This is a genomic window from Acinetobacter sp. PW68 (genome assembly GCF_020982655.1).
In the GTDB taxonomy this organism is placed as follows: domain Bacteria; phylum Pseudomonadota; class Gammaproteobacteria; order Pseudomonadales; family Moraxellaceae; genus Acinetobacter; species Acinetobacter towneri_A.
Genome location: NZ_JAHZSX010000001.1, coordinates 1446158 through 1459087 on the forward strand (window position 1 = coordinate 1446158; position 12930 = coordinate 1459087).

Here is a 12930-nt window from a genome sequence, read left to right on the forward strand (position 1 = left end):
AAAACCAGACAATCAAGTAAATGATAATTATTATCAATAATTCCGTTACGTTGTATTTGTTTCAGCTATAAGTCTTCGTGAATAGAGTTTCAACGAGTTGTATCGCGCTAGTTTTAATGCTTGAGCGTATTTTGATAAAAACGCCATTCATCCTCTAGCATTTTTTCCAAATTACGTTTTGGCTGCCAGTGTAAATACTGTTGTGCCTTATCTACGACTGCACCTAATTGATCCAACTCAGGATATTCATAATGAATTGCAGGAACTGTAGCAATTTCCGCATCGGTGACTTCAGCGATACGTGCAAGTAACTGCTGAATTGACACCACATCTCCTGCAATATTAAAGGCTTCGCAGCTATGTGTTTGTTCGAATAACCAATGCAGGCTTGCGATGACAGCCTCACAGACATCTAGTACATGCACAAAGCTGCGTTCTACGGTTTGATCTGCAGTATTGGCTTGCTGACGTAATTCAATTGCTTCACGCTGTTTTACTGCAACTTGCATCGCCAAAGGAACAATATTTTTAGGTAATGGTGCAACGACTTCGCCTAAAATACCGTGTTCAAATGCGCCTGCTATATTACTCAAGCGCAAAATAGCAATGTTCCATTCATGATCAGTTCTAAAAGTATCGCGGATGATTTCTTCAACCATCTGTTGAGATTTTACATACGGATTGGCGTAGCTGTAATTAAAGCTCTGGCTTTCTTCTAAATTCAATCCAGACTTTCCATAGACCGTTATACTTGAAAGATGCACCAAACGACGCACGCCTGTACGTTGCATAGAACGCAATAAACTCATAATAGAACTGACATTATCGTTATAATATTCGAGCGGTTTGAGTACTGATTCTTCTAAAGATTTAAACCCTGCACAATGCACCACTGCAGTAATTGAATATTGTTCAAAAACTTTGTTCAGCGCGGGCGTATTTCTAACATCCAATTTGGCAAAAGGCACATAACGCCCTGCAATATATTCAAGTCGCTCTAAGGTCTGCATACTTGCATTGGATAAATTATCTACAATAATGACCTCTTGCCCTTGAGCCATGAGGCTTAATGCAATGTGTGAGCCTATAAAGCCTAAACCACCAGTCACTAAAATCATTTATACTACCTTTTTTATAAAGTCTGAATGCGCCTTAGCACATTGCATTAGTGAATTTTGATGAGCACCTTATTACTAATAACCTCCCCACCAACCTCTATTCATGCATGGCATGCACTTGGTCTTGCTCAAGCCTTACAACAGAAAAATGAGGCTTTTCGTGTGTTTTTTTATCAAGATGGCGTTGCTGTAGCGAATGAGTTGCAATGGGTACCCGATGATCAACGCAATCTCAAAACAGAATGGCAAAAATTGTCTATTCGTTTACCGGTATGTGTAAGTGCAGCACTGGCACGTGGTATTAGCGATGCAGACAATGCCAAACGCCATCAACTCAGCCAACACAATTTAGCTGCAGGCTTTGAATTGGTTGGCTTGGGCGAACTGGCCGATGCAGTGCAAACCACAGAACGCCTGATTCAATTTTAAGCGATTCATTTTGTAAATCTGTTGCATTTAAAAGGTAAATTGTGTGAAAACAGTACTCGTGGTTTTACGTCAGGCCAATTTAAACAGCTTACAAGTACATGAAAGCTTGTCAGCAACAATGGTACTGGCAACTTTTGGTTGTGAAGTCAAAGTATTATTACAAGATGCGGCATTAAGCCTATTACAGTCGGAACTGGCTTTTGATTCACTTAAACATGCCTTTAAAGTGGCATCCAACTTGGTCGATAGCTTTGAGTTTTATGACCTCAGCCCAATTTTGATTGAACATAAACATGCTCACTCACCGTTTATCAAAAATACGGTACATGAGATTGAATGGGTGGAACTGAATCGCGAGCTGATTCAAAGTTTTGATCGGGTTTTATATTGGTAGATTGATTGGTGGTTTAACAGTTTGATTGATCATTTGACCACATCTAAACATCTAAAGAGAAAAGCATGACTGACGCAAATTTATATTTAATCCAAGCGAGATTTGATAGCACAGCAGCAATTTTAGCAGAGCTAAACGCTCTGTACGCTCCGCAAGATAGCGTTGTACTGATGGGTGATGCGGTATTGCATCAACACCATCCGCTTTGTGCCCAGCTAGACAAAATATATGTACTGGAAAATGATGCAGAAATATTGAATGGTCATTTGGCAAAAAACGTACATCCAATTGATTATGCAGCTTTTACAACGCTGTGTTTAGCACATCAGCGCTGTATTAGCTTAAAATAACACGCCGTAATGATACAAAACTCAAAGCATTTTTAAGGGTGAATGAAACAAGAGATGACACTAGAATTAGATCAAGATGGACATTTGCTGGATTACACTGTTTGGAATGAACAAGTTGCACAAGAACTGGCGCAAAGTTTAGCGCTCGAACTCACGGCTTGGCATTTTGAGATTTTGCACGCTGTACGCCAATTTTATCAGCAATTTGGACACTCACCTGCAACCCGCCCTTTAATCAAATTTTTAATGAAAACTGTAAGCCCAGAAATTAACAATGCTGTTTTGCAGGAAAAATTTAATACAGGTTTAGTGGCGCGTCATTTAAGCCGTTTAGCGGGTATTCCTAAACCAGCGAACTGCTTATAACAAATTGCTCCTGATGAATACGACACTGATTTAGACTTGTTTTAAATTCTGCTGTGCTTGGATGTACTGATAATACACTGAGGTAAATTGTGGCTTCACCTGTTTCGCATGCAGTTCTTCGCCACATTCTGAACATACCACGACAGGCTGAAACGTTTTAGCACAATTTTTATGGATGTATTCCACAGGCTTACCTAAACCTTGATCCATCCATTTATCTGCCCAATTTGCCATAGACAGCATTAAGGGATAAAGCTCCAAGCCTTTCTCAGTCAGTTTATATTCAAAACGTTCTTGGCGTTCTACATAAGGCACTTTGACTAAAATTTCATGTTCCACCAAACGCTTTAAACGATCCGACAATACATGCCGCGTGACGCCCAAATGTTGTTGAAAATCATCAAAACGATGCATGCCCATAAAGGCATTACGAATAATCAGCATCGTCCAACGGTCACCAATCACCGACAAAGTTCGTGCAATCGAACAAGGCTGCTCACCAATTTCATCCCATTTCATGTATGTCGTCTATTCCGCAGTCCACTACCTGCAAGTTAAAAGATTCTACAGGCTTTGCAAAGTCAGTTTTACATGAAAATCAATAAAAATGATGCATGACTTGACAATCTGCACAAAAGTAATCCTCAATTTTTGAGTTTTAAATGTCGGCATCTTCAGATTTATTATTTACTTATAGACAGATTACTATTTAGATGTAGAACCTGCACAAAAAACTTGTTCGGTCATCCCTGAAGTTGCAAAACTATTGTGCTGCTGCTCTAAATAACGCTTTGCCACCATTAACATCATAGGTGCAGGATACAAGTTTGGATTGTGCTCGGAAATTTCAGCAATATTTTTATAGGCTTGATAGCGTGCACAAAATGCCTGTTTTTGTTGTTCTGCCGTTGCTTGACTAGCAGGATCATCCAATACTTTTTTGCTGTCATTCACAATTTGCGTGTATTGATTTAATAAGTCTTGATATTGTGTTTGAGTCAATCCATTGACTGCATGTTGGATTGTAATTGGTGTAGGGGATTCTTCAAACGCCAACTGCTGTGCTTGAATACCTTGTGCCATGACACTCAGACCTTGCATTCCAAGTAACATGCTCACCAATATTTTTGCCATGCTTAGCATACGCATAAACTTAAGACGCATCGCCTTCTTTCCAGACATCTTCATAGTCATCTGCATCAATCATAAAGCGGTAGCCTTGCTCTAAAGCCAAGTATGGAAGCACATCGGGTAAAATGTCTTGCAACTCGCGTACAGGCATGGTTTCAAAGCTCACTTCATCTTCACCCAGTTCACCGCCATAAATATACCACGCAACTTTTTCTTCCCCTTCTGGCGCTTTACGCAATCCCACAATTGGGTCTTTATTTAAGGTCTGGACTGCAACTGCGATAACATCATCGCCACTCACTGCAATATAGGCTGAACCAAACTCTTCACAGAGCAGTTTTTGTTCTTCTATCAATTCTGCTAAGGCTGAGTTTTTTTGTTTTTGCTGTGGTTTAGACATGACAATTCTCTAAGATACGCTGTGAGTATTCTAACGAGATTGTACGGATAGAGAATCTTTATTTTTATATTTCTGAGATCCTTAAATCAAATGCAAAGGATATAACATAGATTTGAAATTACATAGCTTTGAAATATAACCCTACGCCCAAATCACCAACATTGCCGCAAGCACGACCAATCCCAATCCCCAATGATCGGTACGAGCAAGTTTTTCTTTAAAGAAATAGGCTGAAATTAGTAAGCTGAATAATATTTCAATTTGTCCGAGTGTTTTCACAATCGCTACAGTTTGCATACTCATGGCACTAAACCAACCTAGTGATGCTAAAAAACTGCAGACGCTCACTTTAAAAGTTAATCCCACCCGCTGCCACATGGCATACAAGGTATGTCGTTTAAATATACCTAAAAAAGCCAATAAGATAAAACATTGTAAGCCAATAACCCACACCAAAACCCATGCAGCACGATGAATAAACGGTAAGAAATCGAGTTCTAGACTGGCTTCACGCACCAATAAAGAAGTCACCGCGAAGCTGAGTCCACTACCGATTCCAATGGCTAAAGTTGTGAATGAAAAATCACTGCGTTGATTGCCTTTACTCACCAGAAATACCGCAATCCCACCAATCGCAACGCCGAACCAAGCCAATGCGCTTAAATGTTCTTGTAGGAAAATCACGCCTACAATTGCGGCTAAAACTGCTTCACTTTTGGCAAGTCCGACACCCACCGCATAATTTTTCTGTTGAAACAGTTTTACCATTAAAGCTGTGGCTAAAATCTGACACACTGCTGCAATAATGATATACAGCCAAAACATCGAACTAAAATGCAGTTTTGCTTGTACAGGCTGCTGCCATTGTAAAATGCTTAAATACGCCAGTGCAAAAGGCAAGGCAAAAATAAAACGTGCCAAAGTCACGCCATAAACATCTACACTTGTGCTGAGTTGTTTTTGAAAGGCATTGCGCCATGCCTGCATAAATGCAGCCATTAAGGTAAAGAGCACCCAACTCGAAATCATTGCAACCACAAATGCTTTACTGATAAAGTTATAATTTACGCCTATTCCGTTATTTTTGCGATCTTTATTGCTTTTCAGATATACCTTGATGATCGTTTTATCAACAAAAAAGCATTCATTAAAATTCAAATGAATGCTTTCATATCTTGAACCGATTTAGAGATCCTGTTATTCAAGAGACTGTTATAACTTATCTAAATTTATCACTACAGCTACGCCAATACAAAATAAAGCCACATACACGGTAAACCAAATAATCATGTGCTTAAATGCTTTATCTGAAATACTGCTATCGGCATATTTCTGAGGTTTGCGTGAGTTATCTTCTTGCATATCAACTCCAATCTAACCAGATTTTGGGGAATATAGCGATTATGCAAAATTTTAATCCATTACTATAGATACAAAATATTCATTAAAAACTATAACAGATTATTTTAGATTCACACCCATCTGTTATAAAAATAACGTTTATTTAATGTTTTAAATCCAAAAATAGATCAAAATAATTAACAGATGCAAAAAAATGATTGAGTCGTACCATGTATAAATCTGAACAATTGGCGTTAAACATTCGGCAACTTATTGAAAATGGCGCATGGAAAGCACATAGTAAGTTGCCTTCGTTAAGAGAACAATCACAAATCAGTGGTTATAGCTTAATGACCGTACTGAACGCTTATCAAGAACTTGAAGCGCAGGGATTGGTATATACCAAACAAAAGTCAGGTTTTTATGTTGCAGAACGTCTCAATCAAACGGAGCAACCTGTACCAAGCAGCTTGAGTTTAAATGCACATATTCAAATGAACTCTTTGGTCTTTGGCTATTTAAAATCAATTCAGCCTGCAGATGTCAGCCCTTTGGGTTCTGCCTTCCCCAATGCAGAATTGCTGTTTAACCCCAAATTCATGCAAATTTTAGCGCAGCATGCCAAGCGAAAAGCCAGTTATATGAGCCATGACCACATGCCACCAGGCAATTATGAATTAAGAACTATCATTGCAAATCGCTACTGTTTGCAAGGCATACCCACCCATGCAAATGATATTGTCATCACATCAGGTGCTTTAGATGCGCTCAATTTGTCATTACAAGCGTTGACCAAACCTGGAGATTTTATTTTATTACAAGAAACTATTTTCTATGGTGCATGGCAAGCAGCTGAACGTCTTGGTTTACAGGTGATTACCATTCCAGAACACCCTGTTTCAGGTTTCGATTTAGAGTCATTTGAACAAGCACTAAAACAATACCCGATTAAAGTCTGCTGGTTGATGTTAAATATTCATAACCCCATTGGCTTTAGTGTCAGAGATGAAATTAAGCAACGGATTGCAAATTTGCTTGAAGAATATCAAGTGTATTTAATTGAAGATGATGTCTATCAAGAATTGTATTACGGGACGCAAAAACCGCTACCCATGAAGTATTTTGACCGACAACAACGCGTACTGCATTGCGCTTCTTTTTCTAAAACTTTGGGTTCTGCTGTGCGGGTCGGTTGGGTTTATGCAGGACAATTTTCTCATGCTATTGAGCATTTTCAGCTAATGAGCACGGTTTCGGCAAGCCCATTACTCCAAAATACTTTGGTCGATTTTCTTTCACACCATCATTACGAAAAACATTTGCGCCAATTACGCAAAGAACTGGAAAAACATAAGAAAGTGTTTTATCAGCAGTTGAAAAAGCGCTTAAATCCAGCTTGCAAAATTCACTACTATTCTAGTGGTTATTTTTTATGGATTGAACTGCCTGCATATTTAGATGGCTATACAATTTATGAGCAATTGATTCAAAATAATATTGGCATTGCGCCAAGCCAACTGTTCCGTTCTGAACAAGTCAGCCAAAACTTTATTCGTTTAAATTGCTCTTTTGCTTGGAACAGTAATATTGCTGCTGCACTAGATGTTTTGTCTGAGGTGATACAACAGCACATCACGCAATATACTCATGCCTAGAATTACAGAGCCGATCACCCGACAATAAAAAAAGCTGAGTTTTTGACTCAGCTCTTTTGTAGTTTAAAGTGCATTTTTAGAAGTTATAAATCGCCACGAGATTTAAACGATTATCTTCACCTGTTTTATTGCCATTCGCAGCTTCACCGAATGCTTCACGCTCACCATAAACATATTCAAGACCAAAGCTTAACGGTTTACGAGGGCTATAGAATACGTTTGCCCAAGTTTGCCATAAATCTTTGTTAATCGTAGTTTTGTCTGGTGTAGCTGCAATATAGTTAGGGTCTTTGTCAAAATTCATATAACCATAACCTAAAGTACCATGCACGTTGTCACCAAACTTTTGTGTAATACCAACCATGATTGAGTCAAACTCGCTTTGAATAAGACTACCATTTGTCTGAGCAACCACGCCTTTATTCGTGAATGACACAAAGCTGCTATCCCCTTTTACATGGTAATAATCGGCTTTTAAAGTCGTGCCTGGTACAACATCATATTTTGCACCGACACCGACGCCCCAAGCCATTTCTTCATCAGAATTGACACGTTTTTCATGTCCCATCGCACGTAGGCTGACATTTAAATTATCTGCAAACTGATGATTTAAACGCGCAGTTAATGCAGGTAAACGCTGGTTGATTGAACTGTCTTTAGGGTCTTCAGCTGCAACCACTAAATTGGTTTGTGGGCTAAACTTTGTTGTATAACGTACTTGAGGTGTACGTTTTACCGCGCCACCAACATACGCCAAAGCATCAATGGTTTCAGGCATATAGTCTGGAATCGCAAAGTTTGACCAAGTTTGACCAATCAACCAATTTCCGTAGTTCAAATAAGCATGGCGAATACGTAAATTATCAAGGTTTGCTCCACCTAAGAAGTCAACTTCGATTTTACCTTTTACGTCTTGATCACCCACTGGGCTTTTAAAATCTAAACCTATACGGGTTGCTGAAAGTGTTGATCTTAAACGATCACTTTGTTCATTATTTCCTTCAAGTGGTACACCGTTAATTTGGTTATACGGCATATCTTTAGCGCCGCCTTCTACCTGATAAGAAGCATCTAAACGCACGTTACCATATAAATTAAATTCGGCACCTTTGGCAGTTTTTAATACAAGATTAGCAACTGGTGCTTCTGCAGTACGTTGGACATTGGCGATTGCCGTTGCTGTTTGTGCATTTTGTACTTTTTGCTGCTCAATCAAACCACGTAAAGCCTGAACCTCTTGTCTAAGTTGTTCAATTTCTTTTTGCTGTTGAGTTTGCGCTTGTGCTGCAACACTCATACCGCCCATGCTCAATGCAATCATGCTCATCATGAGCGTGCGCTGCATTGTTGGTCGAACCGTTGTAGGTTGAAAATGTGTGGATTGGGTTAATGTTTTCGTGTTCATCCTAAACTCACTTATTATTGTGCCATCAAAATCTAGCAACAGATCACCATCGCTTAAGATGGCGATCTATATCATTGATGACTTTAGATTAAAAAAAGATAAAGAAATTATTGGGTTGCTTTTTGAGTGACTGGATTGCTGTTTAAAACAGGTTCCACAGCAGCTTTAGCTTCTACAGACGTTTTTAAATTCACCATGAAGATTGCTAAGGCAGCAATTACACCTGGAATCGCAATAGCAAAGAAGTTCATTTGGTGCGGTAAATTCATGGTTAATAGTGCACCTGTGAGTACTGGTCCAACGATTGCACCGATACGGCCAATACCCGACGCCCAGCCCATACCTGTAGAACGTACAGTAGATGGGTAATATTGTGCGACAAAAGTATAAAGCAGAATTTGTGAACCAATGGTTGCTGCACCTGCAACTGCAATTAAGGTATACAACACAATTTGTGGACTGTTAAAGCCAAGCAGAATTAATGCTGCTGCACCACAGATAAACATAATGGTCACTACTTTTTTGATATGGAAGCGGTCAGCCAATGCCCCCCCTCCAATTGCGCCAATCATGCCGCCAATATTCAAGGCAAATAAGAAGATCATACTTGCACCAAGTGAGTAACCCGCTTGGATCATTAATTTTGGTAACCAACTACCCAATGCATATACCATCAACAAGCACATGAAGAATGCGATCCAGAACATGAAAGTACTGAACATACGACCTTGTTGGAACAATGCTTTTACAGGTGCTTCATCGCCTTTAGTCACCTCATTTAGTACAAACTCAGTGTCACCATTTAATTGATGGCTTGGTGAAATTTTTTTCACAATTGTACGGGTTTGCTCTATTTCTTTCTTGTTGGTCAAATACATGAGTGACTCAGGCAAGAATTTCCAAATGAGCGGTAAAGCGACTAAAGGAATAATCGCGATGTAGAACATGATTTTCCAGCCAAATTGTGGCACTAACCATGCTCCCAATAATGCTGATGTCATACCGCCAATTGCATAACCACTAAACATGAGCGCAACCAAAGTACTACGAATACGTTTTGGTGCATATTCAGTCATTAATGCCACAACGTTTGGCATGACACCACCAATACCAAGCCCTGCAAGGAAACGTAAAATACCAAATTCAACTGGATTGCTTGCAAATGCACCTAAGAATGTAAAGCCACTGAAAATAGCCACACAAATCATAATGGTTTTTTTTCGACCTAACTTGTCCGATAACGTACCAAAGGTCATGGCACCAAACATCATGCCAAATAATGCGGTACTGGCCAGTAAGCCAGCTTGAACTGCACTTAAAGCCCACTCTTGCATGAGCAGCGGCAATGCAACCCCATAAATGACCAAATCATAACCGTCAAAAATAATGATCATCAAACACCAAAACAATACACCCCAATGAAATGGCGTGAACTTGGCCTCGTCAATCAAGGTATTGATATTAATTTTATTGCTTTGCATCTTGCTCCACCTCCTAATTGTGAAGTCCGTTACTCCAACTCAGATGCACACAATGAATAAAAAGTTAAAATTTGTCCAAAACTGAATAGGCATGGATACATACCTAAAAAGTCTACAATAATGTAATATATTGATTTTTGTGTTAATAAAAATAATAAGGCGAAAAAAATACTGCGATGTGATGCTTAAACAAGTTTTTTCAGGCAATTCACACAACAGTATTTTGTTAAAATATCTGTGCTTTTTATAAAAAATATAGTTATAAGTATTTGTTTTATATCATTTTACTAGAATACATTGCGATCATAAGTGACAGCTTCCAAATCATAGACTTGATAAATACAGTCAAACAAAGATCGAATATCTTCACTTTCATCCATATTACGGATTGCCATAAATATAGGACTTACAGCCGTGTTATCTAATAGAGGTATAAAATGCAAATGCGCCAAATGAATGTTTTGAGCGCTTTCTGGCACGATACACACACCCTCTCCTGCAGCAACAAAACCCAATGCCAATTGTAATTCACGTACTTCACGAATTTTTCGAGGTTCTAAACCATGCTCAGAAAACACGCCACGAATTTGAGTAGAAAAATTTGGCTTAGTGTGGTTTGGATATAAAAATAGATGTTGATCAACAACATCTGCCAAATATGCACCTTCTTTTTGTGTCGCGAACGGGTGGCTAGAATGGACTGCAACCATCAAGCGTTCTTCACGTAATAAAATACGTTTAATTGCAGGATCAGAAATTCTTAAACGTCCAAAACCAACATCTATACGGCCTTCTTTAAGTGCTTGAATTTGGTCATTGGTGCTCATTTCCACCATTTCTATTTTTAAATGCGGGTGCTGCTGCTTAAACAAATACACAATTCTTGATAATAACCCGAACAATAAAGAACCAACAAAGCCAATAGTCACGGTACGATCGGTCATACCGACTCGTTTTGTCATCGACTTAATTTCTTCCGCATTAGACAAAAGTTTAACGGCATGTTGATAAAAGAATTGCCCTGCCTCAGTGGTCTTAAGCGGCCTGCTTCCACGCTCGAATAGTTGGATTCCAAGCTCTTGTTCTAAATTTTGAATCTGTCTGCTCAAAGGTGGTTGAGCAATAAAGAGTTTTTCTGCTGCCTTAGTGAAACTTTGCTCTTCTACAACAGCAACAAAATAACGTAAATGTCTGAGTTCCATGGCTAAGAATACCTTTAAAGTATAAAAAAATGCAAATTTGATCTTAGACCAATTCAATTTATTCTTTTAAGGTATATCACAAGATGTAATAAAGCAATGACATGAAGGGCAAACCATGTATAAGTCAGTAGAAACTTTGCTGCTGGAAATACCAACCATCCGTCCACACAAGATGGCGGTTGCAACCATGCAAACCCAAACTCTGGTATTAGTCAAAATCACCACTGAAGATGGTTTTGTTGGCTGGGGCGAAGCAACCACGATTGGTGGCTTGGGCTATGGTGAAGAAAGCCCAGAAAGTGTGAAAACCAATATTGAAACATATTTCGCACCATTGCTAAAAACTTTAGCTGGCTTAAATGTTGCGCAAACTCTACAGGGTATTAAAAAGAATATCAATGGTAACCGTTTCGCGAAGTGTGCCATTCAAACTGCTTTATTAGATATTCAAGCACAGCGCTTAAACCAACCTTTAAGCGAAATTTTAGGTGGTCGCTTACGCAACTCGGTTCCTGTTTTATGGGTACTTGCATCTGGCGATACAGAAAAAGACATCGCTGAAGCACAAAAAATGATTGCAGCAAAACGTCACAACACCTTCAAGCTCAAAATAGGTTCACGCCCAGTAGAGCAAGATGTAGAACACGTATTAGCTATTAAACAAGCTTTAGGTAAAGACGTTTCTATTCGTGTAGACGTAAACCGTGCTTGGTCAGAGCTTGACGCAATTAAAGGCATCCAGCTTTTACAAGATGGCGGTGTCGACTTAATTGAACAACCATGCGCAATTGACAACATTGATGCCATGGAGCGTCTAACGCGCAAATTTGATATTGCCATCATGGCAGATGAATCGTTAACAGGCCCACAAAGTGCTTATCAGTTGGCAAAACGTCATGCTGCATCTGTATTTGCAGTCAAAGTTGCTCAATCTGCTGGTCTGCTTGAAGGCTGTGAAGTAGCCACAGTTGCACAATTGGCAGGTATTGACCTTTATGGCGGCACTATGCTTGAAGGTCCTGTAGGCACGATTTCATCTGCGCATGTCTTCTCGACCTTCCAGAATTTAACTTATGGCACAGAATTATTTGGTCCATTACTGCTGACCGAAGAAATTTTAAAAACCCCACTTCAGTACCAAGACTTTGAGTTACACCTTCCATCAGGTGCGGGTTTAGGCGTTGAGTTGGATGAAGACAAAATTGACAACTTGCGTCGTCAGTAATTAGGAGAAACTTATGCTTTTCCATGTACGTATGGATGTAAACATTCCATTGGATATGCCAGCAGGAACTGCAAACGAAATTAAAGTCGTTGAAAAAGCATATTCACAGGAATTACAGCGTCAAGGTAAATGGCGTCATATTTGGCGTATTACTGGCCAGTATTCAAACATCAGTATTTTTGATGTTGAGAGCAACGAAGAACTTCACAACATTTTACAAGGTCTGCCGCTCTACCCATACATGAATATTGAAGTGATGCCATTAAACCGTCATCCATCTTCAGTTCGAGAGGATGACAGTTAATTGATTACCGGATGAGGAATCGCAAGATTTCTCATCCAAAACTCAAACAGAAAGTACTGCAACAAGGGATTGTGGCCAGCCAAATTTAGCCAGCCAATAAAGCTAAAGATGCGCCACTAAAATATGAAA

At 39.3% G+C, this 12930-nt stretch carries 16 protein-coding genes; 7 read left to right on the plus strand and 9 right to left on the minus strand.

The features are described 5' to 3' along the window. Positions 1 to 113: 113 nt before the first annotated feature. Positions 114 to 1118, minus strand: a complete 1005-nt coding sequence (locus K1T76_RS06970; RefSeq protein WP_230244893.1) for an SDR family NAD(P)-dependent oxidoreductase — start codon at positions 1116 to 1118, stop codon at positions 114 to 116. A 60-nt stretch (positions 1119 to 1178) separates the two neighbouring features. Between K1T76_RS06970 and tusD the strand changes: the two genes are divergently transcribed. The 4 genes from tusD (at position 1179) to K1T76_RS06990 (ending at position 2657) form a co-directional block, all read left to right on the plus strand. Beyond that, on the plus strand, positions 1179 to 1547 hold the full coding sequence (gene tusD / locus K1T76_RS06975) for a sulfurtransferase complex subunit TusD (protein WP_230244895.1): 369 nt from the start codon (positions 1179 to 1181) through the stop codon (positions 1545 to 1547). A gap of 43 nt (positions 1548 to 1590) precedes the next feature. Beyond that, a complete protein-coding gene (locus K1T76_RS06980) occupies positions 1591 to 1941 on the plus strand; it encodes a hypothetical protein (protein ID WP_230244897.1) in 351 nt (116 codons plus the stop codon). 65 nt (positions 1942 to 2006) lie between these two features. Continuing rightward, positions 2007 to 2291 (plus strand): DsrH/TusB family sulfur metabolism protein, encoded by a 285-nt coding sequence (locus K1T76_RS06985; RefSeq protein ID WP_230244899.1) that lies wholly within the window; start codon positions 2007 to 2009, stop codon positions 2289 to 2291. A 54-nt stretch (positions 2292 to 2345) separates the two neighbouring features. Next, positions 2346 to 2657: a TusE/DsrC/DsvC family sulfur relay protein gene (locus K1T76_RS06990; protein WP_026438171.1), complete on the plus strand. Its 312-nt coding sequence runs from the start codon at positions 2346 to 2348 to the stop codon at positions 2655 to 2657. 30 nt (positions 2658 to 2687) lie between these two features. On the opposite strand, the gene K1T76_RS06995 is transcribed toward K1T76_RS06990, so the two are convergent. The 5 genes from K1T76_RS06995 to K1T76_RS07015 form a co-directional block, all read right to left on the minus strand. Further along, positions 2688 to 3176 carry a winged helix-turn-helix transcriptional regulator gene (locus K1T76_RS06995; protein WP_019837560.1) on the minus strand — a complete coding sequence of 163 codons (489 nt, stop codon included), beginning with the start codon at positions 3174 to 3176 and terminating at the stop codon, positions 2688 to 2690. Between the two features lie 186 nt (positions 3177 to 3362). Beyond that, the gene (locus K1T76_RS07000) at positions 3363 to 3821 is read right to left on the minus strand and encodes a hypothetical protein (protein WP_230244908.1); all 459 of its coding nucleotides are present in this window, start codon (positions 3819 to 3821) and stop codon (positions 3363 to 3365) included. Continuing rightward, on the minus strand, positions 3811 to 4188 hold the full coding sequence (locus tag K1T76_RS07005) for an immunity protein Imm33 domain-containing protein (RefSeq protein ID WP_019837562.1): 378 nt from the start codon (positions 4186 to 4188) through the stop codon (positions 3811 to 3813). The genes K1T76_RS07000 and K1T76_RS07005 overlap by 11 nt, the downstream gene beginning before the upstream one ends. A 141-nt stretch (positions 4189 to 4329) precedes the next feature. Further along, positions 4330 to 5217: a DMT family transporter gene (locus K1T76_RS07010; protein WP_230244910.1), complete on the minus strand. Its 888-nt coding sequence runs from the start codon at positions 5215 to 5217 to the stop codon at positions 4330 to 4332. A gap of 183 nt (positions 5218 to 5400) precedes the next feature. Then, positions 5401 to 5550 (minus strand): hypothetical protein, encoded by a 150-nt coding sequence (locus K1T76_RS07015; RefSeq protein ID WP_019837564.1) that lies wholly within the window; start codon positions 5548 to 5550, stop codon positions 5401 to 5403. 209 nt (positions 5551 to 5759) lie between these two features. Between K1T76_RS07015 and K1T76_RS07020 the strand changes: the two genes are divergently transcribed. Beyond that, positions 5760 to 7184 (plus strand): aminotransferase-like domain-containing protein, encoded by a 1425-nt coding sequence (locus K1T76_RS07020; protein WP_230244912.1) that lies wholly within the window; start codon positions 5760 to 5762, stop codon positions 7182 to 7184. A 76-nt stretch (positions 7185 to 7260) separates the two neighbouring features. Here K1T76_RS07020 and K1T76_RS07025 read toward each other — a convergent pair whose 3' ends face one another. The 3 genes from K1T76_RS07025 to K1T76_RS07035 form a co-directional block, all read right to left on the minus strand. Then, the gene (locus K1T76_RS07025; RefSeq protein WP_230244914.1) at positions 7261 to 8589 is read right to left on the minus strand and encodes a DcaP family trimeric outer membrane transporter; all 1329 of its coding nucleotides are present in this window, start codon (positions 8587 to 8589) and stop codon (positions 7261 to 7263) included. A 107-nt stretch (positions 8590 to 8696) separates the two neighbouring features. Then, on the minus strand, positions 8697 to 10070 hold the full coding sequence (locus K1T76_RS07030; RefSeq protein WP_230244916.1) for an MFS transporter: 1374 nt from the start codon (positions 10068 to 10070) through the stop codon (positions 8697 to 8699). Positions 10071 to 10357: 287 nt separating this feature from the next. After that, positions 10358 to 11272, minus strand: a complete 915-nt coding sequence (locus K1T76_RS07035) for a LysR family transcriptional regulator (protein ID WP_230244918.1) — start codon at positions 11270 to 11272, stop codon at positions 10358 to 10360. 115 nt (positions 11273 to 11387) lie between these two features. On the opposite strand from K1T76_RS07035, the gene K1T76_RS07040 reads away from it, so the two are divergent. Together K1T76_RS07040 and catC are read left to right on the plus strand one after the other, a co-directional pair. After that, complete coding sequence (locus tag K1T76_RS07040) at positions 11388 to 12497, plus strand: muconate/chloromuconate family cycloisomerase (RefSeq protein ID WP_230244936.1); 1110 nt, start codon at positions 11388 to 11390, stop codon at positions 12495 to 12497. A gap of 13 nt (positions 12498 to 12510) precedes the next feature. Continuing rightward, positions 12511 to 12801, plus strand: coding sequence for a muconolactone Delta-isomerase (gene catC, locus K1T76_RS07045; protein WP_230244938.1), 291 nt, complete (start codon positions 12511 to 12513; stop codon positions 12799 to 12801). The last annotated feature ends 129 nt before the right edge of the window (positions 12802 to 12930 follow it).

Bases quoted from the DNA above. Each gene is read 5' to 3' on its own strand.
- tusD (WP_230244895.1), top strand. From the start codon at position 1,179: ATGAGCACCTTATTACTAATAACCTCCCCACCAACCTCTATTCATGCA.
- K1T76_RS07035 (WP_230244918.1), bottom strand. From the start codon at position 11,272: ATGGAACTCAGACATTTACGTTATTTTGTTGCTGTTGTAGAAGAGCAA.
- K1T76_RS07030 (WP_230244916.1), bottom strand. From the start codon at position 10,070: ATGCAAAGCAATAAAATTAATATCAATACCTTGATTGACGAGGCCAAG.
- K1T76_RS07005 (WP_019837562.1), bottom strand. From the start codon at position 4,188: ATGTCTAAACCACAGCAAAAACAAAAAAACTCAGCCTTAGCAGAATTG.
- K1T76_RS06970 (WP_230244893.1), bottom strand. From the start codon at position 1,118: ATGATTTTAGTGACTGGTGGTTTAGGCTTTATAGGCTCACACATTGCA.
- K1T76_RS07000 (WP_230244908.1), bottom strand. From the start codon at position 3,821: ATGCGTCTTAAGTTTATGCGTATGCTAAGCATGGCAAAAATATTGGTG.
- K1T76_RS06995 (WP_019837560.1), bottom strand. From the start codon at position 3,176: ATGAAATGGGATGAAATTGGTGAGCAGCCTTGTTCGATTGCACGAACT.
- K1T76_RS07020 (WP_230244912.1), top strand. From the start codon at position 5,760: ATGTATAAATCTGAACAATTGGCGTTAAACATTCGGCAACTTATTGAA.
- K1T76_RS06990 (WP_026438171.1), top strand. From the start codon at position 2,346: ATGACACTAGAATTAGATCAAGATGGACATTTGCTGGATTACACTGTT.
- catC (WP_230244938.1), top strand. From the start codon at position 12,511: ATGCTTTTCCATGTACGTATGGATGTAAACATTCCATTGGATATGCCA.
- K1T76_RS07040 (WP_230244936.1), top strand. From the start codon at position 11,388: ATGTATAAGTCAGTAGAAACTTTGCTGCTGGAAATACCAACCATCCGT.
- K1T76_RS07010 (WP_230244910.1), bottom strand. From the start codon at position 5,217: ATGATTTCGAGTTGGGTGCTCTTTACCTTAATGGCTGCATTTATGCAG.
- K1T76_RS07015 (WP_019837564.1), bottom strand. From the start codon at position 5,550: ATGCAAGAAGATAACTCACGCAAACCTCAGAAATATGCCGATAGCAGT.
- K1T76_RS07025 (WP_230244914.1), bottom strand. From the start codon at position 8,589: ATGAACACGAAAACATTAACCCAATCCACACATTTTCAACCTACAACG.
- K1T76_RS06985 (WP_230244899.1), top strand. From the start codon at position 2,007: ATGACTGACGCAAATTTATATTTAATCCAAGCGAGATTTGATAGCACA.